General features: G+C 71.0%; 21 protein-coding genes. 9 read left to right on the top strand and 12 right to left on the bottom strand.

What is annotated here, in order from left to right; translation table 11 throughout:
- Positions 1–52 precede the first annotated feature (52 nt).
- The 3 genes from BBK82_RS37550 to BBK82_RS37540 are packed head-to-tail and all read right to left on the bottom strand — an operon-like array spanning position 53 to position 3,550.
- Positions 53–1,618 carry an acyl-CoA synthetase gene (locus tag BBK82_RS37550; protein WP_065919183.1) on the bottom strand — a complete coding sequence of 522 codons (1,566 nt, stop codon included), beginning with the start codon at positions 1,616–1,618 and terminating at the stop codon, positions 53–55.
- The gene (locus tag BBK82_RS37545; RefSeq protein ID WP_065919182.1) at positions 1,618–2,745 is read right to left on the bottom strand and encodes a DUF5938 domain-containing protein; all 1,128 of its coding nucleotides are present in this window, start codon (positions 2,743–2,745) and stop codon (positions 1,618–1,620) included. Before BBK82_RS37545 ends, BBK82_RS37550 begins: the two co-directional genes overlap by 1 nt.
- Position 2,746: 1 nt before the next feature.
- Complete coding sequence (locus BBK82_RS37540; RefSeq protein ID WP_065919181.1) at positions 2,747–3,550, bottom strand: SDR family NAD(P)-dependent oxidoreductase; 804 nt, start codon at positions 3,548–3,550, stop codon at positions 2,747–2,749.
- A 134-nt stretch (positions 3,551–3,684) separates the two neighbouring features.
- Between BBK82_RS37540 and BBK82_RS37535 the strand changes: the two genes are divergently transcribed.
- Both BBK82_RS37535 and BBK82_RS37530 read left to right on the top strand, forming a co-directional pair.
- Positions 3,685–4,314: a TetR/AcrR family transcriptional regulator gene (locus BBK82_RS37535; RefSeq protein WP_065919180.1), complete on the top strand. Its 630-nt coding sequence runs from the start codon at positions 3,685–3,687 to the stop codon at positions 4,312–4,314.
- Between the two features lie 3 nt (positions 4,315–4,317).
- Positions 4,318–5,082 (top strand): NYN domain-containing protein, encoded by a 765-nt coding sequence (locus BBK82_RS37530; protein WP_065919179.1) that lies wholly within the window; start codon positions 4,318–4,320, stop codon positions 5,080–5,082.
- 44 nt (positions 5,083–5,126) lie between these two features.
- Here BBK82_RS37530 and BBK82_RS37525 read toward each other — a convergent pair whose 3' ends face one another.
- The 5 genes from BBK82_RS37525 to BBK82_RS37505 form a co-directional block, all read right to left on the bottom strand.
- Positions 5,127–5,534 (bottom strand): ankyrin repeat domain-containing protein, encoded by a 408-nt coding sequence (locus BBK82_RS37525; RefSeq protein WP_065921671.1) that lies wholly within the window; start codon positions 5,532–5,534, stop codon positions 5,127–5,129.
- Positions 5,531–7,792, bottom strand: coding sequence for a catalase (locus BBK82_RS37520; RefSeq protein WP_065919178.1), 2,262 nt, complete (start codon positions 7,790–7,792; stop codon positions 5,531–5,533). The genes BBK82_RS37525 and BBK82_RS37520 overlap by 4 nt, the downstream gene beginning before the upstream one ends.
- A gap of 225 nt (positions 7,793–8,017) precedes the next feature.
- Entirely contained in the window at positions 8,018–9,868 is a 1,851-nt protein-coding gene (locus BBK82_RS37515) for a trypsin-like serine protease (RefSeq protein WP_065919177.1), read from the bottom strand.
- A 218-nt stretch (positions 9,869–10,086) separates the two neighbouring features.
- On the bottom strand, positions 10,087–11,631 hold the full coding sequence (locus tag BBK82_RS37510; protein WP_065919176.1) for a S8 family serine peptidase: 1,545 nt from the start codon (positions 11,629–11,631) through the stop codon (positions 10,087–10,089).
- A 21-nt stretch (positions 11,632–11,652) separates the two neighbouring features.
- Positions 11,653–13,215 carry a S8 family peptidase gene (locus BBK82_RS37505; protein WP_065919175.1) on the bottom strand — a complete coding sequence of 521 codons (1,563 nt, stop codon included), beginning with the start codon at positions 13,213–13,215 and terminating at the stop codon, positions 11,653–11,655.
- A 160-nt stretch (positions 13,216–13,375) separates the two neighbouring features.
- Between BBK82_RS37505 and BBK82_RS55050 the strand changes: the two genes are divergently transcribed.
- The 3 genes from BBK82_RS55050 to BBK82_RS56970 all read left to right on the top strand — a co-directional run bounded on the left by BBK82_RS55050 (position 13,376) and on the right by BBK82_RS56970 (position 17,301).
- Entirely contained in the window at positions 13,376–14,281 is a 906-nt protein-coding gene (locus tag BBK82_RS55050) for an ATP-binding protein (RefSeq protein WP_237047783.1), read from the top strand.
- Positions 14,251–16,263 carry a helix-turn-helix transcriptional regulator gene (locus tag BBK82_RS37500; RefSeq protein ID WP_237047782.1) on the top strand — a complete coding sequence of 671 codons (2,013 nt, stop codon included), beginning with the start codon at positions 14,251–14,253 and terminating at the stop codon, positions 16,261–16,263. The genes BBK82_RS55050 and BBK82_RS37500 overlap by 31 nt, the downstream gene beginning before the upstream one ends.
- A gap of 735 nt (positions 16,264–16,998) precedes the next feature.
- Entirely contained in the window at positions 16,999–17,301 is a 303-nt protein-coding gene (locus BBK82_RS56970) for a hypothetical protein (protein WP_237047781.1), read from the top strand.
- Here BBK82_RS56970 and BBK82_RS37480 read toward each other — a convergent pair.
- Positions 17,293–17,910 (bottom strand): TetR/AcrR family transcriptional regulator, encoded by a 618-nt coding sequence (locus tag BBK82_RS37480; RefSeq protein ID WP_065919171.1) that lies wholly within the window; start codon positions 17,908–17,910, stop codon positions 17,293–17,295. The two genes, BBK82_RS56970 and BBK82_RS37480, sit on opposite strands and share 9 nt — an antisense overlap.
- A 5-nt stretch (positions 17,911–17,915) precedes the next feature.
- Positions 17,916–18,326, bottom strand: a complete 411-nt coding sequence (locus BBK82_RS37475; protein ID WP_237048470.1) for a hypothetical protein — start codon at positions 18,324–18,326, stop codon at positions 17,916–17,918.
- Positions 18,327–18,972: 646 nt separating this feature from the next.
- Here BBK82_RS37475 and BBK82_RS37465 point away from each other — a divergent pair.
- Positions 18,973–19,749 (top strand): SDR family NAD(P)-dependent oxidoreductase, encoded by a 777-nt coding sequence (locus tag BBK82_RS37465; RefSeq protein ID WP_065919168.1) that lies wholly within the window; start codon positions 18,973–18,975, stop codon positions 19,747–19,749.
- Positions 19,750–19,840: 91 nt separating this feature from the next.
- On the opposite strand, the gene BBK82_RS55910 is transcribed toward BBK82_RS37465, so the two are convergent.
- Entirely contained in the window at positions 19,841–19,975 is a 135-nt protein-coding gene (locus tag BBK82_RS55910; RefSeq protein ID WP_257785410.1) for a hypothetical protein, read from the bottom strand.
- Positions 19,976–20,044: 69 nt separating this feature from the next.
- On the opposite strand from BBK82_RS55910, the gene BBK82_RS55905 reads away from it, so the two are divergent.
- The 3 genes from BBK82_RS55905 (at position 20,045) to BBK82_RS37455 (ending at position 21,697) form a co-directional block, all read left to right on the top strand.
- Positions 20,045–20,167 (top strand): hypothetical protein, encoded by a 123-nt coding sequence (locus BBK82_RS55905; protein ID WP_257785409.1) that lies wholly within the window; start codon positions 20,045–20,047, stop codon positions 20,165–20,167.
- Between the two features lie 173 nt (positions 20,168–20,340).
- Positions 20,341–21,306 (top strand): hypothetical protein, encoded by a 966-nt coding sequence (locus tag BBK82_RS37460; RefSeq protein WP_154697737.1) that lies wholly within the window; start codon positions 20,341–20,343, stop codon positions 21,304–21,306.
- Positions 21,307–21,316: 10 nt separating this feature from the next.
- Positions 21,317–21,697 (top strand): sunset domain-containing protein, encoded by a 381-nt coding sequence (locus BBK82_RS37455; protein ID WP_065919166.1) that lies wholly within the window; start codon positions 21,317–21,319, stop codon positions 21,695–21,697.
- 48 nt (positions 21,698–21,745) lie between these two features.
- On the opposite strand, the gene dinB is transcribed toward BBK82_RS37455, so the two are convergent.
- Positions 21,746–22,951 (bottom strand): DNA polymerase IV, encoded by a 1,206-nt coding sequence (gene dinB / locus BBK82_RS37450; RefSeq protein ID WP_065919165.1) that lies wholly within the window; start codon positions 22,949–22,951, stop codon positions 21,746–21,748.
- Positions 22,952–23,021: the final 70 nt, after the last annotated feature.

Here is a 23,021-nt window from a genome sequence, read left to right as displayed (position 1 = left end):
TGATCGCGATCCCGTGACCACGTACCCGCCGGGCGGTGCGCCAAACGCGATCTCAGCCTTCGGTGCTCGGACGTGGTGCACGGCACTGTTCGGTGAGCTGACCGCGGATCTCCGCTTTGAGCACCTTGCCCACCTTGGAGCGCGGCAGGTCGGGCCAGATCTCCACCTGTTTGGGCGTTTTCACGCTGCCCAGCCGTTCCTTGACGAACGCCACGAGCTCATCCGCGCGGGCCTTGCGATCGGCCCGCAGCTGCACGACAGCGGTGACCCGTTCGCCCCACTTGTCGTCCGGCAGCCCCACCACAGCGGCGTCCAGGACGGCCGGGTGAGCTTGCAGCGCCTGTTCGACCTCCGCCGAGTACACGTTGAAGCCACCCGTGATGATCATGTCCTTGGCCCGGTCGACGATGTGCAGGTAGCCGTCGGGGTCGAGGTGGCCGATGTCGCCGGTGTGGTGCCAGCCGTGCCGGCTCACCTCGGCGGTGGCCTCCGGGTTCTCGTGGTAACCCGCCATCACCAGCGGGCCGCGGACGACGATCTCGCCGCGTTCGCCGGTCGGCAGCAGCGTGCCGTCGGCGGCCATGATCGCGACCCTGGTGAGCGGGGTCGGGCGTCCGGCGGACGACAGGCGGTCGGTGGCGATCGACCCGTCGGGCAGGAAGTGGTCGGCGGGGGAGAGGGTCGAGATCATGTTCGGTGCCTCGGTCTGGCCGAACAGCTGGCCCATGACCGGTCCGATCCGGTGCAGCGCCTCGACGAGCCGCGCCGGTGCCATCGGGGCGGCGCCGTACCAGAGGCACTCCAGCGAGCTGAGGTCCGTGGAGTCGAGCGCCGGGTGGTCGAGCAGCCCGTAGATCACGGTGGGTGGCAGGAACGCGTGTGTGATCCGGTGGTGCTCGACGAGCCGGAGGAACTCGCCGAGGTCCGGCGCCGGCATGACCACGGTCTCGCCGCCCTTGGTCATGATCGGGAACGTGAGCACGCCCGCCGAGTGCGTCAGCGGTGCCAGCGCGAGGTAGCGCGGCCGGTGGCTGATCGGGTAGCTCATCAGGGTCAGCGCGGTCGCGGTCTCCAGGTTGTGTCCGGTCAACCGGACGCCCTTGGGCCGCCCGGTCGTGCCGCCGGTGCCCGCCAGCACGCAGAGGTCGTCGCCGGCGACCTCCACCGGGTCCGGCTCGCGGCCGTGCTCGCGCAGCCAGTCGGGGAACGACACCGCGCCCGCCGCCGAGCCGTCCAGGCACACCAGCGTGGTCAGCGCCGGGAGGTCGCCGCGGATGCGCCGCACCAGCGGTGCGAACTTCTCCTGGAAGAACAGGCACCGGCAGCCGAACAGGTCGAGCAGCTCCCGGTTCTCCGCCGCCTCGTTGCGCGGGTTGACCGGGCACCACACCGCGCCCGCCCGGGAGATGCCGAAGACGCACGTGAGCGCGAGCGGGTCGTTGGCCGACAGCACCGCGACCCGCTCGCCCGGTGCGATCCCGCTGTCCTGCAACGCACCCGCGATGAGGCGGGAGCGCTGCTGGACCTCGGCGTAGCTGGTGGACGCACCGCCGACGGTGAGGCAGGGCGCGTCGCCACCGAGTGACGCGCCCTTGTCGAGGTAGTCGGACAGCCGCATCAGCGGTGCACTTCGACGATCGGGTCGAGCACGAGACCGAACGACCGCAGCGCGCCGAGCAGCTCGCGGTGGCCGAACGCCTGGCAGCCGGAGGCGAACCCGACCCGGCGCGGGGCGTCCTGCAGCAGGTGCACGGCGGCGTGCACGTTCAGCAGCGCGGTCTGCTTGTAGTTGCAGTTGCCGTGGATCACGCAGTGCGCGCGGCCGAGCGGACCGGAGGCGTGCACCGAGTCGAGCGAGATGTTGATCCGCGGGTTCTCGCGCGGCGGCATCTCGCTGCGCACCTGCGCGGAGAACTCGTCGACGATCCGGTACTTCTCCTCGTCGGACTTGCCCTCCATCTGCTGCAGCGCGGCGGTGACGATCTGGGGCACGCCGAGCATCAGCGGCCGGTTGAACACACCGCCGAGCGCGCGCACCGACGCGACCCGCGGGTCCTTCTTGAACCACACCGGGTGCGCGGTCCCGCCCCACGGCAGCGCAAGCCCGAGCTCGTGCTGGCCGGGCACCACCAGCTCGTAGAGCCCCGCGTCGGCCGGCCACTCGACGTACTCGTTCTGCTCCAGGTAGCAGGCCTTCGCGAACGCGGCGTTGGTGAGGATGGTGTTCGTGGAGGCGACCGTCGGATATCCCTTCCAGAACACGCCGATGTCGAGCGTGTCGAGGCCGGGCGTCTCCAGGCAGATCTGCGCGGCGATCTCGCCGACGGTGTACATCTGCGCGATACCGGGTGACAGCAGCAGGTTCTGCTTCGCGAACTCGGCGCCGTACTGCGCTTCGGCGTCGATCATCCAGTCCTGTTCGCCGTTGGTGTCGGTGTAGTGCGCACCGACGTTCAAGCAGGCTTTCGCGGCTTCGTGGCCGTAGCGGGAGAACGGGCCGACGGTGTTGAGCACGACCTGCGTTCCGGTGAACGCCTCGGTCAGCGCCGCCTCCGTGTGCTCGACCTCCAGGACCTCGTACTCGACCGTCTCGATGCCGGGCACGGCGCCGACGGCCTCCTCGACCCGCTTGCCGTCCCGGCCCGCCGCCAGGAACGGGATGCCGTACTCGCGCAGGTACTCGCAGATCAACCGGCCGGTGTAGCCGGAGGCGCCGTAGACGACGACGGGCTTGGTGGTCGGCACGTCACATCCCCATTCCGCCGTCGACCGGCAAACCGGCGCCGGTGATGAACTTCGAAGCGTCCGAGGCGAGGAACACCACGGCGTCCGCCATGTCGTCGACCTGGCCGAGCCGGCCGAGCGGCGTCAGCTCGACCACCGCGCCCGCGGCGGCCTCAGGGGAGGGGAAGAGACCGAGCTCCGCGCAGTCGACGGCGAGCTGGTTGCCCATCGCCGTGGGCGTGAGGCCGGGGTGGATGCAGTTGACCCGCACGCCGTAGCCGAGCTTGCCGGACTCCGCGGCGGCGACCCTGGTGAGCCGGTCGATGGCGGACTTGGTGGCCGAGTAGACGCTGATGCCGGGGAACGCGATCGTGGCGGCGACGGACGCGACGCTGATGATCGAACCACCGGTGCCGGCCGCGCCGCCGGGCCGCATGGCGCGCAGACCGTGCTTGAGGCCCAGCGCGGTGCCGAGCACGTTGACGTCGAGCATCTTCCGCACGTCGGCGGGGTCCAGTTCGGTGATCAGGCTGGTGATCTCGATGCCCGCGTTGTTGACCAGGATGTCGAGCCCGCCGGTCACGTCGACGGTGGTGCTGACGGCCGATGCCCAGCTCTCGTCGTCGGTGACGTCCAACGGCACGAACTCCACGTTCCCGCCGTTGTCGCGCAACGCCTGGGCGGTCTGCTTGCCCTCGTCTTCCAGGACATCGCCGATCACGACCGACGCACCGGCCGCGGCCAGCGCCTGCGCCATGCCCGCGCCAAGGCCGCGCGCACCACCCGTGACCAGCGCTTTTCGCCCGGTCAGCTGATAACTCGTCATTGAGTCCGCCTCCTGCGTCGTGAGTCAGCTCACAACACACCCGAAGCTTGACACTTGTCAAGGATTTGCTTGACGACTGTCCAAGATTTCTTGGACAGTCGGTCAGGGCAACCCGCGGGAGCTAGAATTCGGACGTGACCCAAGTCGCTGACAGCAAGCACGAGCGGATCGCCCGTCGGCAGGTCGACAAGTTCGACGCCCGGCGGACGGAGCTCGCCGTGGCCACGCTGCACACGCTCGCCGAGCTGGGTTACGCCCGTACGAGCCTGCGGGAGATCGCGCAGAACTCCGAGTTCTCCCACGGAGTCCTGCACTACTACTTCGCCGACAAGCGCGACCTGGTCACCGAGGCGGTCCGCCAGTACGAGGCGGTCTGCGTGACCCGCTACGACGACGTCGTGGCCCGCGCGACGACGGCCGAGCAGCTGCGCGACGAGTTCGTGGCGATGTTCTTCGACACCCTCGCGCAGGACGCCCCGCTGCACCGCCTCTGGTACGACCTGCGCAACCAGAGCCTGTTCGACGAGACCTTCCGCGCCGACGTGCTGGAGATCGACGGCCGCCGCGAGGACATGGTGTGGCGCGTCGTCAGCCGCTACGCCGAGCTGTCCGGCGGCACGCTCTCCGTGTCGCCGGCGGTCGTCTACGTGACGCTCGACGGCATCTTCCACCGCGCGCTGCTGCACCACCTCGGCGGCCAGGCCGACACGGTGGCGTCGCTGCGCCACGAGCTGCCGGGCGTGATCGCCCTGCTGGCGGCCTGACCGGTGGCGGGGGAGAACACGGCCCGGCTCGCCGTGCTGATCGACGCCGACAACGCGCGCCCGTCGATCACCGAGGGCCTGCTGGCCGAGGTCGCCAAGTACGGCACGGCCCACGTCAAACGCGCCTACGGCGACTGGACCGGCACGAGCCTGAAGGGCTGGAAGGACCACCTGCTCGCCCAGTCGATCCAGCCCGTTCAGCAGTTCGCCTACACGACCGGCAAGAACGCGACCGACGCGGCGATGGTCATCGACGCGATGGACCTGCTCTACTCCGGTCGCTTCGACGGCTTCTGCATCGTCTCGAGTGACAGCGACTTCACCCGCCTCGCCGCCCGCCTGCGCGAGTCCGGCCTCACCGTCTACGGCTTCGGCGAACGCAAGACACCGCAGCCGTTCGTCGCCGCCTGCGACAAGTTCATCTACACCGAGAACCTGGTCAGCGCGACCACCCCGGTCGAGACAGCGCCCAAACCCAGGGCCACCACCACCGCCGCCGCCCAGCTCAAGGCCGACAGTGCCCTGGTCAACCAGCTGCGCAACGCCGTCGAGGCGGCCTCGGACGACGACGGCTGGGCGCCGCTCGCCTCGGTGGGCAACATCATCACCAAGCAACGGCCGGACTTCGACCCCCGCAACTGGGGGTACGCGAAGCTCAGCGACCTGATCACGGCGACGACGTTGTTTGAGGTCGAGCGGCGCAAGCCGGGGGACGGCAAGTCGGCGGTGATCTTCACGCGGGACCGGCGGCGCCGACCTGCGGAGTAGCGACTCGGGTCAGGCGCTCGGACCGGCGCCTGACCCGCGTCCTGTCAACGGCTCGGAACCTGCGTCCCGGTCAGCAGCTCCAGCATCTCCGGCAGGTCGAAGAACCGCGCCACGTCCAGCGCCGACCGGCCGCCGAGCGCGGGGTCCGCACCGGCGTCCAGCAGCAACCGGACCGACCGCTCGGAGCGGCGGAAGACCGCCGCCCCGAGCGCCGTCTGCCCACGGTCGTTGACCCGTCCGGTGTCCGCCCCGCGTTCCAGCAACGCGGCCACGGTGTCCGGATGGTCGTGGTACGCGGCCAGGATCAACAACGAGTCGCCCGCGCTGTTCGTGAGGTTCACCGGCACCCCCGCGTCGACCGCCTCGACCAGCCGCCCGGTGTCACCGGTGCGGGCCAGGTCGAACAGCGAGCGCAGGAAGGTCAGCTCCTCCTCGGTGAGCGCTGCCGTCATGAGATCGTCGCCGGGAAGCGCTCCCACACGCGGTGGGCGCCGAGCAGGGTCATCAGCCCGGTGAACACCTTCGTCGCGTCGTCACCGGTGACGACGCCGGGAGCACCGGTGACCCCGGTGGAGTCCAGCGCCACCCGGCCGGTGCCCCACGCGCCGATCGCCTTGGCGTGGCGGTAGCACTCCTCGACCATCAGCAGGACGCGCGGGTCGACCGCCGCGCCCGGTGCGCCCGCCTTCGCGTCCCTGGCCGGGATCGCGTCGGGGCCGGGCGGCGGGGAGCCCGCGAGCAGCAGGGCGTCGAACTCGATCGAGCGCGCCGTGAGGAACGTGCGCTGGGCGACGAGGCCGGAGTCGCCGATCGGGCCGCCGGTCGGTGCGATCAGCAGCGGCACCATGCCGCCCGCCAGGATCGTCTCGCGGACGGTGCGCACGCCGTCGAGGTCGGCCGGGTCGACCACGATGCCGATCAGGCGGCCGTCGGTCGGCCAGGTCTGCCCGACCTGGGACAGCGCCGGGCTGGGCGTGACCTTCTTCGGCCGGGCGTCGACCGCCGGCACCGGCAGGCCCAGACCGCGGGCGACCTCGGCGCACAGCACCGGGTCGACCTGCGCCAGCACCCGCAGCTGGCGTTCCTTGATCGCCTGCTCGTAGCACTTGCCGAGCTCGAAGGTGAACGCCCGCACGACGTGTTCCTTCTCCACCGGCGACAGGCTCAGCCAGAACAGCCGCGGCTGCGTGAAGTGGTCGGAGAAGGAGGCGGGCGACTGCCGCACCTTCACCGCCTTCGGCAACGGCTGTGCGACCTCGACGAACGGCCGGTCCTCGGCCTTCGCCACGAACGGGTTGCCACCGTCCAGCGTGTTCGGCCGGTACGGCGCGACGCCCGCGTGCACCGCGTGCTGGTGGAAGCCGTCGCGGAGCATGTCGTTGACCGGCACGTGCGGGCGGTTGATCGGGATCTGGTTGAAGTTCGGCCCGGCGAGCCTGCTCAGCTGGGTGTCCAGGTAGGAGAACAGCCGCGACTGGAACAGCGGGTCGTCGGTCACGTCGATGCCGGGCACCAGGTTGCCGAGGTGGAACGCGACCTGCTCGGTCTCGGCGAAGAAGTTCTTCGTGTTGCGGTTGAGCGTCAGCAGCCCGACCGGCTGCACCGGCGCGAGCTCCTCCGGCACGATCTTCGTCGAGTCGAGCAGGTCGATGCCCTCGAACGTCTGCCGCGGCGTGTCCGGGAAGATCTGCAGGCCGAGCTCCCACTGCGGGTACGCGCCGGACTCGATGGCGTCGGCGAGGTCGCGCCGGTGGAAGTCCGGGTCGATGCCGTTGATCATCTGCGCCTCCTCCCACACCAGGGAGTGCACGCCCAGCTTCGGCTTCCAGTGGAACTTCGCGAGCGCGGTCTCACCCTCCGCGTTCACCAGGCGGAACGTGTGGACGCCGAAGCCCTCCATCGTGCGGTAGGAGCGCGGGATGCCGCGGTCGGACATGTTCCACATGACGTGGTGGGTGGCTTCGGTGTGCGTGGACACGAAGTCCCAGAACGTGTCGTGGGCGCTCTGCGCCTGCGGGATCTCCCGGTCCGGGTGCGGCTTGCCCGCGTGGATGATGTCCGGGAACTTGATGCCGTCCTGGATGAAGAAGACCGGGATGTTGTTGCCGACGAGGTCGAAGTTGCCTTCCTGCGTGTAGAACTTCGTCGCGAACCCGCGGGTGTCGCGCACGGTGTCGGCCGAGCCGCGCGAGCCCAGCACGGTCGAGAACCGGACGAACACGGGCGTTTCGACACCGTCACCCAAGAAGGCGGACTTGCACACGTTCGTGGCGGTGCCGTAGCCGACGAACACGCCGTGTGCGCCATAGCCGCGTGCGTGCACGACGCGCTCCGGGATGCGCTCGTGGTCGAAGTGCATGATCTTTTCGCGCAGGTGGTGGTCCTGCAACAGGGTCGGCCCGCGCTCGCCGGCCTTCAGCGAGTGGTCGGTGTCGTAGAGCCGGGCGCCGGCCGAGGTGGTGAGGAACTCACCCTGCTGAGCGTTGACGATCTGCGGCGCACCGGTCGGGGCACCCGTCGGCGACACCGTCTCCGGTCCGTTCTGGTCACCCTTGGGAGGCAACGGGCCACGCGGCTCCGTCGGCTCCTCGAGCGACGGCGGCTCGCTGTTCGGGACGCCCGGGATCGGCGGGTTCACCACTTCGGTGACCTTGTCCACCGCCTTCTCGAGTGCGGCTTTCACGACCTTGCCGGGCTTGCGGTTGGCCACTGCATCCTCCTTGGAGCAAAGACGACACACAGGCAGTACCCGAGGTTCGGTCATCTATGCGTCCCGAACGAGTTCGGCACCAGCACGGTGGTGTGCTGGTGCCGAACTCGCAGGAGGAACTAGTGGCGCGACTCGGCACGTCGGCGAGGTGATCCACGCTCAGCAGGGCACCACGATGCACCCGTCTGACCGCGAGTTCCCCCGGCAACGTTCCGAGCCACACCACTAGTGAGCGCCGCGCTGCACGCCGACCCGCGTGACGGTCAGCGTGAACGTGGTCTTGCCGGTCTTCCCGTCGGCCGAGGTGGCCGTGATGGTGATCGGGTAGGTGCCGACCGGGGTGGAGAAGCTGGTGAAGAACCAGACGTTGCTGCTGCCGTTCTGCCCGATCGTGCCGGGGTTGAACGAGACCTGGACGCCGGCGGGCGCGCCGGAGGAGGTCAGCGCCAGGTTGCCGGTGCCACCGGCGGCCTTCACCGAGGTCTGCACCAGCTGACCCTGCCAGCCGCTGCCGGAGGACGGGGTCGCGGTCACGGTGACGTCACCGGTCGGCGGCTCCGTGCCCTCGACGGTGAGCGACACCGTGGTGGTGGCGGTCTTCCCGCCCGCGTCGGTGCCGGTGACCGTGATCGACGACGTGCCGGCGACCGCGGTGGTGGACACGTCGAGCGTGAGCTTCGCCGAGCCACCGGCGGCCACCGACGTGGGCTGGAACGTGGCCTTCACGCCGCTGGGCACGCCGGACGCGGACAGGTTCACGGTCTGGCCGCCACCCGTGGTGGTGATCGTGGTGGAGACGTACCTGCCCTTGGCCGCCTTCACACTGCTCGGGGACGCCGCGAGCGTGAAGTCGCCGGGCTGCGGGTCTCCGGTGACGGTCAGCGAGTACTTGCCGGACGCCGTCTTGTCGCCGGCCGTCGTGGCCGTGATCGTCACGTCGTAGGTGCCGCCCGGCGCTGACGAGCTCGCGTCGAACGTCACCTTCGCCGAGCCGCCGGTGGTTACTGACGACGGCTGGAACACCGCCTTCACGCCGCTGGGCAGCCCGGACGCGGACAGGGTGGCGTTCTCCGCGCTGGTGCCCGCCGTGGTGGTGACGGTGGCGGAGAGGTGCTTGCCCGGCGCCACCGTGCCGCTGCCCGGGGTGACACCCACGGTGAACTCACCGGTCGGCGGCTCGTTGCCGACCTCGGTCCTGACCCAGTCGCCCATCTCGTTGTCGAGGCGGCCGTAGATCGAGTACCACTTGAAGTCCGACCGGCTCCACGACGCGATGCCGTAGATCTTGCCGTCGAAGATCAGCGGGCCGCCGCTGTCACCGGGCAGGATGGAGATCCGGCCGTCCGAGTACCCGGCGCAGATCATGGTCGCCGACTTGAAGCCCGCGCCGACGCCCTGGCACACCCGGTCGCCGTCCACGACCGGCAGGCTCGCCTTGTCCAGCGTGACGTCCTGCGAGTTGTCGTTGAAGTCCTTCTTGCCGTACCCGAAGCCCAGCCCCGTCTTGCCGGGCGCCGCGCCACCGGCGTCAGCCGAGGTCGCGAACTTCGGGTACGCCGCACCGCCCTTGAGCGCGATGTCGCGGTCCACGGTCACGACCGCCACGTCGTAGCCCTGGTCGAAGTTGACGTACTTCGGGTGCTTCTTGTAGCTCACCACGTTCACGGCGAACCCGGAGCCGGCGCCGCCCCGGTGGTCCTTCAGGTCGTCGAGCCCGTAGACGAACTTCTTCTCGCCCTGGGCGTCCGCGCAGTGCGCCGCGATCAGGATCTTGCGCGGCGCCACGACCGTGCCGGTGCAGGTCTGCCCCTCCGGCCGGGTGCCACCCGCGCGGATGCCGGCGACGATGCCGGGGAACTCGCTCACGGTGGCGTTCTGCCCGCCGGCGAACAGGGGGGAGGCGTCACCGAGGTTCGCAGGGACGGTGTCGCCCAGGTAGGTGGCGGCCGGAGCGTTGTGCCGGCCCCCGGTGTCGGGAGCCGCGTGCTGGGGCGCCGCGGAGGCGACGCTGACGGGTGCCAGCAGCGCCGCGGCGGCCAGGGCCAGCACGCCCCAGGACCGTGGTGTTCTGTTCACGTTGGTTCCTCTCCGGATCTGGCGAACGCTCGCCTTCAGGCAGGGACGGCGGCAGTTCGCTGAGGATCACTTTCGGGCGGTGTCCGGCGAGGAACAATCAGGGTCGGTATCCGTAGGGGTACGGCTCTTTATTGGTGGAGCCCGGCACCGGGGGACGACGACGAGGGGTGCCCCCGGAGCCGTAGCTCCAGGGGCACCCCCGTACCTTCCCTGTGTCCCTAGACCGTGAGGGTCCAGGAGTCGATGTTGCCGGTGTCGTAGCTCCACACGTCGGTCACCTGCAGCTTCCACGTCCCGTTGCGCGCCTCCGCCGACAGGTCGACGGTGTAGGTCTCGTGGATGCCGGCCGACGACGACGTGCCGCCCGCCTTCTTCAGGACGTACGACCGGCCGGACGGGCTGACCAGGTCGATGGCCAGGTCACCGGTGTAGGTGTGGTTGATGTCCACCTTGACCGTCGCCGAGGCCGTGGAGTTGCCCGTGCAGCCCGAGATCGTCACCGACGACGACACGGCGGTGCCGGTGTCCGGGATGGACACGTCATCGCCGTTGGTGCCGGGGCCGCACGTCGGGTCCGGGCCTCCGCCGGTGAAACCGCTGTAGAGCAGCTTGTTCGGCGAGCCGGTGCCGGGGTTGGTGACCTTGCCGCTGGTGGCGCCGTTCACCAGTGCGTCGCGCAGGGCCTGTGGGCTCGCGGACGGGTTCGCCGACAGGTACAGGGCCGCGACGCCCGCGACGTGCGGGGTGGCCATGGACGTGCCGGACATGTTCGCGGCGCCGCCACCGAGGCCGAGCGAGGTGATGTTGTCACCCGGCGCGAAGATGTCGGTGCAGGAGCCGTAGTTGGAGAACGAGGCCCGCGCGTCGTTCTGCGAGGTCGCGTTCACCGTGATCAACGCCGGGACCTTGGCGGGGCCGGTGGAGCAGGCGTTGGTGGAGCTGTTGCCCGACGCGACGGCCATCTGCACGCCGGAGGCGATCATCCCGGCGATGGCGTCGTTGCCGATGTCGGCGCTGTCGAACGTCCACGACGCGTTGACCACCGCGGGCTTCTTCGCGTTCGCGGTGATCCACTCGATGGCCTTGACGCCCGCGGAGTCCGGGCCGCTGCTGCCACAGCTGGTGCCGAGCATGCGGACCGAGACCAGCTTGACCTTCTTGGCCACGCCGTAGGTCTTCGAGCCGACCGTGCCCGCCACGTGCGTGCCGTGGCCGGAGCAGTCCTGACCGTTCTGGCCGTCCTCGATGAAGTCGGCGCCCGCGGACGCGCGGCCCTCGAAGTCGGCGATCGAGGTCTTGATGCCGGTGTCGGTGACGTAGACCGTGACGTTCGAGGCGCCGCCGCTGGGGTAGCTGAACCTCTTGTCCAGCGGCAGGTTCGCCTGGTCGACCCGGTCGAGGCCCCAGGTCGGGTCGGTCTGCACGTCCGTGGCCCGCGCCGTGCCGTCCTGGTGGACGGTCTTGACCGCGGGATCGGCCGCGAGCCGGCGGGCCTGCTGGGCGGACAGCCCCTTGACTCCGAACCCGCGCATGGCGCGGGAGAACACGGCGTCGAGGGTGCCGCCGTAGCGCTGGACCAGCGTGCCGGAGACCGCCGCCACACCGGTCGCCGAGAGGTCGGCGGCCGGCTTGAGCGACACGATGAAGCTGTCACCGGGAGCGGGGTTCTTCGCCCGCACGAAGTCGGCCTCCGCCGCCTGCGCCGGGGTGGTGACCGCGGTGAGCGACGCCAGCACGACGAGTCCGAGAGCGATGCGTTGCATGACAGGTCCTTCCGGGCGTCGTCAGAACGTCAGGGTCCACGTGTCGATGTTGCCGGTGTCGTAGGTCCACACGTCGGTGACCTGCAGCTTCCACGTGCCGTTGCGGTTCTCCGCGGACGCGTCGACGGTGTAGGTCTCGTGGATCCCGGCCGACGACGACGCGCCGCCCGTCTTCTTGAGGCTGAACTTCGCGCCGGACGGACCGACCAGGTCGATGGCCAGGTCACCGGTGTAGGTGTGGTTGACGTCGACCTTCACCTTGGTCGCGGTGGACGCCTTGCCCGTGCAGTTCGACACGGTCACCGGCGAGGAGACGGCGGTGCCGGTGTCCGGGATGGACACGTCGTCGCCGTTCGTGGCCGCGGTGCACGGCTCGGGGTCGGGGCCGCCGCCACCGATGAAGCTGATGTTGAGCAGCTTGTTCGGCGAGCCCTTGGTGTCCGAGATCTTGTCCGGAGTCGAGTTGGTCACCAGCGCGTCGCGGACCTGGGCAGGGGTGGCGGAAGGGTTCGCCGAGAGGTACAACGCGGCCGCGCCCACGACGTGCGGGGTGGCCATCGAGGTGCCGCCCATCGACGTCGTGCCGCCGCCGTTCTTCGTCGAGGTGATGTTCGAGCCGGGCCCGAAGATGTCGACGCACGAGCCCCAGTTCGAGGCCTGCCCGCCGGTGTAGATCGAGCGCTTGTCCGCGGAGTCGCTGGCGGCCACGGTGATGCCCTCGGGCGTGCGGGCCGGGGAGGTCTGGCAGGCGTCGCCGTTGTTGTTGCCCGCCGCCAGGCCGAACGTCACGCCGGCCGCGATCGCGCGCTTCACCGCGTTGTCCACGGTGGAGTCCGCGCCGCCGCCGAGGCTCATGTTCGCCACGGCCGGCTTCTTCGCGTTCTGGGCGACCCAATCGATGCCCTTGATGATCTGCGAGTACTGCCCGCTGCCGTTGCAGTCGAGCACGCGCACGCCGACCAGGTTGACCTTCTTGGCCACGCCGTAGGTCTTCGAGCCGACCGTGCCCGCCACGTGCGTGCCGTGGCCCTGGCAGTCCGAGGCGTCCGGGTCGTTGTCGATGAAGTCGTAGCCGTCCTTGGCGCGGCCCTCGAACTCGGTGTGCGCCTTGTAGATGCCGGTGTCCAGGATGTACGCGGTGACGTTGGACGCCGTGTTCGGGTAGGTGAAGCGCTGGTCGAGCGGCAGGTTCGCCTGGTCGACCCGGTCGAGGCCCCAGGTCGGGTTGGTCTGGGTGTCGGAGATGCGGGCCCAGCCGTCCTGCTGCACGTAGTCGACCTGCGGGTCGGCCGCGAGCCGGCGGGCGGCGGCCTCGTCGAGCTTCACGGCGAAACCGCGCACGGACGCGACGTAGGTGTTGCTGACCTTCCCGCCGTGCTTGCGGGCGAGGTCGAGCGCCTTGGCGTTCGTGGTCGGGGCGTCCGTGGCACCGTCCTTGAACACCACGATGTAGCTGCCGGCCACGGGCTGCTCGGCGGTCTTGACCGTGCCCTGCTGGGCCGACGCGGGGCTGGCGACCGCGGCGAGCACGGCCACGCCGAGCCCGGCCGTGACCAACCGGCGGGTTGTGCGATCGAGTCGCATCTCGTGTTCTCCGTTCTGGGCCGTCTCGGCAGGGGAGTGGACGGCCTCGTGCGGATCACCATCGAGCGCGCTCGGACCGCGAACAATCCGGACATCACTACGTAGGGATACCCGTCTTTCGCCTGGGGCCTGTTCGACACAGGCCCTAAGATCAGTCCGGATGAGTCGGACACCGAGCCAGCGTCGGCCCGGCCCCGCCGCGCTGGTGCGGACCAGCTCCCCGGTGCTCGTGGGGCGGGGTGACCAACTCGGCACGCTGCGCGCCGCCGTGCCGAGGCAACCGGCCGTGGTCATGGTCGAGGGCGAGGCAGGTGTCGGGAAGTCCCGGCTGGTGCGCGAGCTGCTCGACTCCGACCTCGGGCCGATCGCCGTCCTGATCGGGCACTGCCAGCCGGTGGGGGAGCCGTTCCCGTACGGCGCGGTGCTGGAGGCGTTGCGCGACTGCACCGAACGCCTGGCCCGCCACCCGCGGCTCAGCCCGGTCACCGGGGTGCTCGGGGCGTTGCTGCCGGAGATCGCCGAGCACCTGCCGCCCCCGCCACCGCCGACCGGTGACCCGCGGGCCGAGCGGCACCGGGTGTTCCGCGCGGTGCGGGAGCTGGTCAGCGTGCTCGGACCGGTGCTGCTGGTCGTGGAGGACCTGCACTGGGCCGACGACGGCACGCGGCAGCTGCTGCGGTTCCTGATGGGCGACCCGCCACCGAACCTGTCGATCGTGGTCACCTACCGGCGTGAGGACGTGCCGGGCGGGGTGCCGTTGGGCTCGGCGTACCGGCCGCCGGGTGGCACCACGAGCGCGGTGCTGGAGCTCGGGCCGCTGGACGTGGCCGAGGTGCGGGCGCTGACGTCGGCCATCCTGGACGGCGAGCCGGTGTCCGCCGAGTTCGCCGCCAAGCTGCACGAACGCACGGCGGGCATCCCGTTCGTGGTCGAGGAGACGCTGCGCGCGCTGCGGAACCCGCGGCGCGGTGCACGCCGACGCGCCACGGCCGCGGCTGCTCGACCACGTGGACGTGCCGGTGCTGCTGCGACGCGATGGCCGAGCGGCTGGCGGCGTTGCCGGTGACCGCGACCCGGCTGGTGCAGGCGGCGGCTGTGCTCGGCGCGCCTGCGTCCGCTGAGCTGCTCGGTGCGGTGGCGGCGATCGGGGAAGGTCGCGTGCGCGCGGCGTTGACACACGCACTGACCGGTCACGTCCTGCACGAGGTCGACGCACGCAGCTACGGCTTCCGGCACGCGTTGGCACGCCAGGCCGTCTACGACACGTTGAGCGGTCCCGATCGCCAGCAGCTGCACAACCGCGCGGTCGAGGCGTTGCTGCAGGTCGAGCCGCTGCCGTTGGTGCAGCTCGCCGAACACAGCGAACGCGCCGGTCAGACGGCCGCGTGGCTGCGGTTCGGGGAGGCCGCCGCCGACCGCGCCGCCGAACGGGGCGACGCCGGCACCGCCACCACCCTGCTGCAACGACTCCTGCGCGACCCGGCCGTGCCCGCCGCCGACGTGGACCGGCTGGCGGTCAAGCTCGGCGAGGTCGCCCACCGCGGCCTCGACCAGCACGACCCGACCGAGGCGCTGGAACGGCTGCTGTCCGACCGCCGCCTGTCCGTGTCCGCGCGCGGTGAGGTGCGCCTGTTCCGCGGCCTGCTGCTGATCCGCCAGGCCGGCGGCGTCGAGGAGGCCCGCGCCGAGATCGAACGCGCGGTCGCCGACCTGGACGAACGCCCGGACCTGGCCGCTCGTGGTGCCGCCGTGCTGGGCCTGCCGTACCTCGGCACGACTCCGTTGAGCGAGTTCACGCCGTGGCTCGACCTCGTCGACCGCTGCCGCGAGGCCACCGACGACCGCGAGCTGAACCTGTCGCTGTACGCCAACCAGCTCGGCTCGAAGATGCACACCGGCGACCCGTCCGTGCTCGCCTCGCTGGACTTCCCGCCCGTGTCGACCCCGGGCGAGCTCCGCCAGCTCGCCCGCGCCCACTGCAACCTGGCCGACGCCCTCACCACCACCGGCCATCTCGACCTGTGCGGCGACTTCCTGCGCGACGGCCTGCGCTTCGCCGCCGAGTGCGGCGCCCCGTTCGTCGCGAGCACCGCCCAGGCCACCCGCGTCCGCCTCGACTGGCTGACCGGTCGCTGGGACGGCCTCGCCGACCGCGCCCAGACCCTGCTCGACTCCTACCGCGACCTGTTCCCGGTCGCCAGCGAGCTCTGCCTGGTCCTGGGTTCGCTCGCGGCCGCCCGAGGCGAGTGGGCGGAGGCCACCAGCCACCTGACCGAGACCGGCGCGTTCGCCCCGGAGGAGTCGATCGCCCCGGTCGCCATCGCCGGCTGCGCCGCCCTGGCCTGGACGATGCTGGCGCAGGACGAGGTCACCCGCGCGTGCGTGGACGTCGACCGCGGCGTCGCCATCGTGCGCGCGAAGGGCGTGTGGGTGTGGGCGACCGAGCTGGGCCCGGTCGCGGTGGCCACGTTCCTCGCGGCGGGCCGGGAAACGGACGCGGAGACGTTGATCGCCGAGATCGCCGCCGGTGTTGCCGGTCGCGACGCACCGATGGCGGTGGCAGCACTGGCCCAGTGCCGAGCGAGGCTGGCCGAGGCCCGTGGTCAGCTGGACGTGGCGGTGGCGCTGTACCGGGAGGCGGCCGACCGTTACTCGGAGTTGCCGGCGCCGTACCTCACGGCGCTGGTGGCGGAACGGGAGGCGGCGTGCTTGCTGCCGACCGAACACGAGAAGGCGTCCGAGATCCTGTCCTCGCTGGTCGACACGTTCGACGCCCTCGGCGCGACCAGGGACGCGGCCCGGTGCCGGCACCTGCTGCGCAGCATCGGCGGCGGCAAACCGTCCCGCCGCGGCCGCCGCGGGTACGGCAACGAGCTGTCGCCGCGCGAGCAGGAGGTCGCCCGGCTGCTCGCCGCCGGGCACACGAACCGGAAGATCGCGGACGTGCTGTTCCTGTCGCCGCGCACGGTGGAGCAGCACGCGGCGCGGGTGCTGCGCAAGCTCGGGGTGTCGTCGAGGGCGGAGCTGCAGGCGGAGGACCTGGCCTGACTCACCGCTGGGACCTGACTCACTGCTGGAGCTGACTCATTTCACCGTCTTCATCGGGAACTGCGAGTTCGTCCGCGCCACCCCCGGCAGCCGCGTGAGCGCCGACATGTAGAGCTGCTACGGCGGCGTGGCAGCCGGTGATCACTCCGGCCTCCTCCAGCGACCGCGCCGGCACCCGCCTACTTGCGCTGCTGGACAGCTACGAGCGTGGGCTGGCCAAAGCCGAGGTGCTTCCGGAACCCGACCGCGAGCAGCTGGCCGAGCTGCTGCGCACCCCGATGCCGGAGCAGGGGATCGGGGTCGGCGCGTTGTTCGACCGTTGGGAGGACACGATCCTGCCCAACTCGAGCACGGTCGCGCACCCGCGGTTCCTGGCCTACGTCCTCGGCCCGCCCAACGGCATCGCGCCGTACGCCGAGGCGCTGGCAGCTGCGATCAACCAGAACTGCAATTTCGGGCAGCTGTCACCGGCGGTGGTTCGCTCGCCACGCTCCAGGCGCTCGCCACCGCGCTGCACGACCGCGTGCCCGACTTTCGCAAGAAAGGCCTGCAGCGCAACGCACCGCCGCTCGTCGTCTACACCTCCGTCGAAGCGCACCGCAGCGTCGACGAGGACCGGCGGAACGGCCGCACGCCGTGGTGTGTCGTGGCGACCTGCGGCACGGTGTCTACGGGCCGCAACTTTCCCGCAGTTTCAAAGCCTTCAAGGTGTGGAGCGCGCTGCAGGTGTTCGGAGTGGACGCTTTCCGCGCCGCCAACGAACGCACCCTCGACCTCGCGCAGCGGCTGGCGCAAGGCATCAGCACCATCCCCGGGATCACGCTGCTCGCACCGGTCACGTTGACCGCCGTGTGCTTCGAGGTCGAAGGCGCGGATCACACGGCGTTGCTGGAGACCCTCGCCGCCGAGAACGTGGCGTTGCTCGGACCGGTGCTGGTGAACGGCAGCCGTGGCATCCGGGCGTGCATCACCAACCACCGCACCAGCGCCGCCGACATCGACCTGGTCGTCGACCGGCTGCGCACCGCCTCAGTCTGACGTGCGCCACACGTCCGCGAGGTTGCGGTCGAACATCGTCGCCATCGAGATCAGCGCGGCGTCCAGGTCGACGTTGTCCGGGTCGACGAGGGCCTGCAGGTGGATGCCCAGCAGCGCGCCGTTGAGCGCCACCGCGGCGGCGCGTTCCTGACCGGCCGCCACTTCCGGGTCGACGCCGTCCGGGCGTTGCAGGCGCAGCAGGACCTCGATGCCCTCGCGGCGGCGGTGGAAGAACTCGCGGTACTGCTCGGTCACCGTGCCGCGGTCGCCGAGCACCTCGACCAGGACCATGAACAACAGCGCGGAGCTGCCGCCGCGCAGGAGCTCGGCGGTTTCGGCGAACACCTCGGCGAGCGGCGGGGCGTGCTGGTAGCGCTCGGCCGGCCAGGTGCGGTCGATCACGCGCTCGACGACGGCCATCACCAAGCCGTCCTTGTTCTTGAAGTGCCACGGGATCGAGCCGCGGCTGATGCCCGAGCGCCTCGCGATGTCCACAAAGGACGTGCGGTCGAAGCCGCGTTCGGCGAAGAGCTCCTCGGCGGCGTCCAGGATGCGGCGGCGGCTCTCGTCGCCGATCTCGTCGATCCGGCGCTGCCCTGGTGAGGTCACGCGGGTCATCGTAGATCGCCGTTCGTGGTGATGTCGCGGCGCAGGTGGCGGGTGCACGTCAGCAGGACCAGTCCGGCCACGACGCACGTGAGCGGCGCGACCACGGCGATCGCGGGCCGCACGCCCCAAGCCGCCTCGGCGACGGCGGTGACGAACGCGCCGCCGAGCCCGCCGACGAGTGCGACGGCGACGCCGACGATCGCGAACGCCGTCGCGCGGATCCCCGGCGGCGTCACCGCGGCCACGACCAGGCTCAGCGTGATGATCCCGGCGTACGTCATGGCCTGGGTGAGCATGCCGACGACGACGTAGGTGGCGACGTCCGGCGCGTAGGCCTGCACCGCGAACCCGATGCCCAGCACCGTGATCGCCGCGGCCGCCAGGTGCACGCACGCGGCCGGGCTGCGCCGGAACAGGCGGTCGCTCAGCGCCCGCCAGAGCGGCGCCGAGCAGGCCGCCGACGGCGCACACGCTCGTGATCACGCCCTCGGCCGCGCCCTGGCCGAGGTGGTCCTCCAACACGAGCGAGAGGTAGGTCGGCAAGGTCGCGACACCCATGCCGAACGCGGAGAGCGCCGTCACGAGCACGTAGGTGCGGATCCTCCGCAGCTGCCGCAACGCTTCCCACGCCCGGCTCCTGTGCGCGCACCGGTTCCGGCAACCGCAGCGCGGCCAGGCGAGCAGCAGCCCGGCACCGAGGGCCGAACGCCACCGCCACGCTTCCTGCCCGCCGGCACCGCGGCGAACGCCGGCCAGCAGCGGCCGACGACGACCCCGCGGTTCGCGGCGCGGTGCAGTCCGAGCACGCCCACGGCCTGCCCGCGGGTAGGTGTCGACGAGCAGCGAGGTCTGGATCGGCCCTCTTGGCGAACACCACGAACATCACGTTGTCGACGGAGTCGAGCACCTGCAGGCCGACGAGGACGCCGAGCACGGCGCGCCCTCCGGTCTTGAGCACCTGGCCGAGTGTCAGCACCGGTGCTTCCGAGGTCGATGGCATGCTGAGCAGCGTACTGTGTTGACTGACATAGTGTCGATCGCTCAACACAGGGAGGTGCTCCCATGAGGGACTGGACGGGTTCGGTCGCGTTCATCACCGGCGGTGCGCAGGGGATCGGCCTGGGCATCGCCCGCGCGCTGGGCAAGCGGGGAGTGCGCCTCGCGCTGGCCGACGTCGACGAGGAGGCGCTGGCGAGCAGCGCCGGCGAGCTGGCGGCCGAGGTGCCGCTCGACGTGCGGGACCGGGTCGCGTTCGCCGCGGCCGCCGACCGGGTCGAGGCCGCGCTGGGACCGGTCGACCTGTTGTTCAACAACGCGGGCATCGTGCCGTTCTCCGTGCCGGCCGAGCTGACCTACGACAAGTGGGACCTCTCGCTCGCGGTCAACCTGACCGGCGTGGTCAATGGCGTCCAGACGTTCCTGCCCAGGATGATCAGGCGCGGCGCCGGCCACATCGTGAACACCTCGTCGGCCGCGGGTCTCGTGGCCGACCCGAACGTGTTGTACGCGACGGCGAAGGCGGCCGTCGTCGCCCTGTCGGAGTCGCTGCGGCTGACCGTCGCCAAGCACGGCGTCGACGTGAGCGTGCTGTGCCCGGGACCGGTCGACACCGAGATCGTCCGCAACACCAGGTCGTTCGACCCCACCGTGGCGCTGCACGACGACTACGTGCCGGCGGTGGACGCGTTCCTCAGGAGCGGCCCCGGCATCGACGAGGTCGGCGAGATGGTCGTGGCCGGCATGGAGGCCCGCTCACCGTGGATCTTCACCGGCGACGAGGTCCGCCCGCACCTGGAAGAGCGGCTGGCGGCGTTCCTGCGCGCGTTGCCGACCGGCTGACAGCCGCGGCGAACCGGGCGTGCCAGTGCCATTCCGCCGGCGTTCAGGATCGGGCAGCGGAGATTGGGTTGGGTGGGTCAGGTGAGCCGGGTCAGGCCAGATCGGCGGGATCACGGGCCACGAGCGCCTCCGCGTCCGACAGCTCCAGCCGCCGCCCCCGGACCCGCCGCGCCCGCACCTCGGCCCGGTCCGCGGCCGGAACCCCGGTCGCCGCCCGCACCCGCACGTCTCGAAGCCCTCGTACCGCAACCCGGCCTCCAGCACCGCGGCCACGGCCCTCCACCCGGAGTCGTCCGTGCGCCGCGGTGCCGCGAAGTCGTGGCCCGCGAACGTCATCGGCCGGCGGCACGACGGGCAGGTGTGGTCCTCGCCGTCCCACGCGTACTTGTGGGACTTGCGGCACGGCACGCACACGTAGTGGACTTTGTAGGGCGTCTCGGCGTACCGGCACATGACCACGACGCTACGTTGATCGACTCGACACGTACAGGGGATTGCGGCGGCGCCTATCGCCACCTGACCGGGTGAAGTTCGGCCCGAACGCGGGCAGCGACTGGCTTTTCCTCCCCGCGGTCCGGTACTCCCTTCGCCGTGCGTTTGCCTCACGCGGTTTGGATCGGCGGGCTGTTGGTGCCCGCGCTGCTCGCCGCCACCGGTGTGTTCGTCTACGGCAGTGGCGTCGAGCGCTCACTGGACGCCGACGTGCGTTCGGCGTTGCAGAAAGCCGGCTACCACGGCGTCGTCGCGGTGAGCGGCCGTTCGGTGGTGGTCAGCGAGGTGGCCCCGCGCTCGGCCGACGCCGTGCGGGCCGTCGTCGCCGACGTCGACGGCGTGGCCGGCACCGAGGTCCGCCAGGCCGGTCCCGAGCAGCTGCTCGTGGCGGTGCGCGGTGGTGAGATCCTGGTGGCGGGTGCGGTGGCCGACGACGCGGAACGGCGCGCGTTGCTCGACGCGGTGCCGACGGCGGACCACCGGGTCACCGCGGCACTGCGGCTGGGCGGCACGCTGCCGATCCCGCCCGCGGTGATCGGCAGGCTCGTGTCGGCCACCCTGTCCGCCAGGGTGACCGAGGTGACCACGACCGTCCACACCGGACACGTCGCGATCGCCGCCCGCGTACCGGACGAGCACCGCGCCACCGCCGTCCGCGACGCCGTCCGCCAGGCCGCCAACGGCCTGCAGGTCACCGACCGCATCGAGATCGGCCCGTCCACCACCATCGGCGACCTGAACGTCGAGGCGCTGCACGACTCGGTCAACCGCCTGGTGAACGGCAACGGCGCGATCCGCTTCGTGCAGGGCACAACGGCGTGGGAGGGCCACGGCCCGGTGCTGGTCCACCGCGTCGGCCGCATGCTCCTGGTCGCACCACGCGCCTCGATCACCCTGGTCGCCCACGGCACCGACCCCGCGACGGCCACGAAGCGAGGCGAACTGGTCCGCGACGAGCTCGTGGGCCAGGGCGTGTCACCGGCGCTGATCGCCATTGAGACCCGTCCAGCCCCCGACGGCGAGTACGACCCGGCCACACGCCAGGTCGACGTCGTAGTCCGCTAGGAGTCCCCCCGTGCTCTGGTTGTTCTCGCAGATGTTCGTGCTGTGCCTGGTGTCCTTCACCGTGGGCTGCCTGCTCACCTGGTTCGTCCTGCGCAGGCGCACCCACACCGGGTCTCCGAAGACCCTGCTGGCCCTCCCCGCACCCCGCGCCGCGCAGGAGAAGCAGATCCTGCGCCAGCCGGTGGTCGAGGTGGCCGAGGAACCGGTCGTGACGGTGCCGGCCGAGCAGGAGTCGTTGCCCGTCAAGGGGAACTCGCGCACGATGGTCTACCACACGCCCGAGTCGCCGTACTACCGGCGGATGAAGGGTGACGTGACGTTCGAGACGGAGACCGAGGCGCTGAAGGCCGGGTACCGGATGTGGACGACGAAGGCCCGCGTCAGGGCCTGACCGCGCGGTTCGGCGGTCGGGGCGGGAGTTCTCGACCACCGAGTCGGCTCAGTCCGGCAGCAGCGGCACCGACACCCCGGTGTCCCGCCCGATCGACGCCGCCCGCGTCACCGCCTTCCCGCCGAACCGGTCCCGCACGTGGTCCAGCGCCGTGTCCAGCGCACCCGGCTCGCACTCGTCGAACGGCAGCACCAACTGGATCGTGTCCTCCTTTCCCAGCCCGGCCAGCGAAACACCCAGCAGCGTGATGCCGCGTTCGGTGATCATCGGCAACGCGGCGGAGAGCAGCACGCGTGCCGCCTTCAGCAGCACCTCGGTGTCGGCGGTGGGGTGCACGAGCGTGTGCGAGCGGGTGACACGGGTGTAGTCGGCGAAGCGGAGGCGCAGCACGAGGCGCAGCACGACGGTACGGGCGGACCGGTCCGCTGTGCGCAGGCGGCGGGACACGCCGTCGATCAGCGAGGCCAGGATCGCGTCGAGGTCGTCCGGGGTTCGGGGGCGGCGGCCCAGTGCGCGTTGCGAGCCGATGGAGCGGCGGCGTCTGCCCACCTGGACCGGGCGCGGGTCGTGGTTGTGGGCCAGTGCGTGCAGGTGCCGGCCCGCTGCCTTGCCCAGCATCGCGACCAGCGCGTCCGGGCCGAGTGCGGCGATCTCGCCGACCGTGGAGATGCCGAGGGCGTGCAGTTTGGCGGCGGTCACCGTGCCAACGCCCCACAGGCGCTCGACCGGCAACGGGTGCAGGAACTCGAGCTCGCCGTCGGCCGGCACGACCAGCAGACCGTCCGGTTTGGCCACCCCGGAGGCGACCTTGGCGAGGAACTTGGTGCGCGCGACGCCGACCGTGATGGGCAGGCCCACCTCGGCCAGGACGCGGGCGCGCAGACGGGCGGCGATCGTCTCCGGTGGACCGGCGATCCGGTGCAGGCCGCCGACGTCGAGGAACGCCTCGTCGATCGACAAGCCCTCCACCAGCGGTGTCGTGGTGCGGAAGACCTCGAACACCGCCTTGCTCGCGGCCGAGTACGCCGACATCCGGGGTGGCACGACGATCGCTTGTGGACACAGCCGCGCTGCTCGGCGGCCGCCCATCGCGGTGCGGACGCCGAACGCCTTGGCCTCGTAGCTCGCGGCCAGCACCACGCCGCCGCCGACGATGACCGGGCGGCCTCGCAGCCGGGGGTCGTCGCGCTGCTCGACGGAGGCGTAAAACGCGTCGAGGTCGGCGTGCAGGATCGGGGTCGAGCTCACGAACACATGTTCGCACTCTTCACCCGTTCAGCACAGTGCGTGCACACGTGTGCCGTGGGAACCGGGACTAGCAGGT

It is taken from the genome of Lentzea guizhouensis (assembly GCF_001701025.1).
Taxonomy (GTDB): Bacteria; Actinomycetota; Actinomycetes; order Mycobacteriales; family Pseudonocardiaceae; genus Lentzea; species Lentzea guizhouensis.
This window is presented reverse-complemented; position numbering and strand designations above follow the sequence as displayed.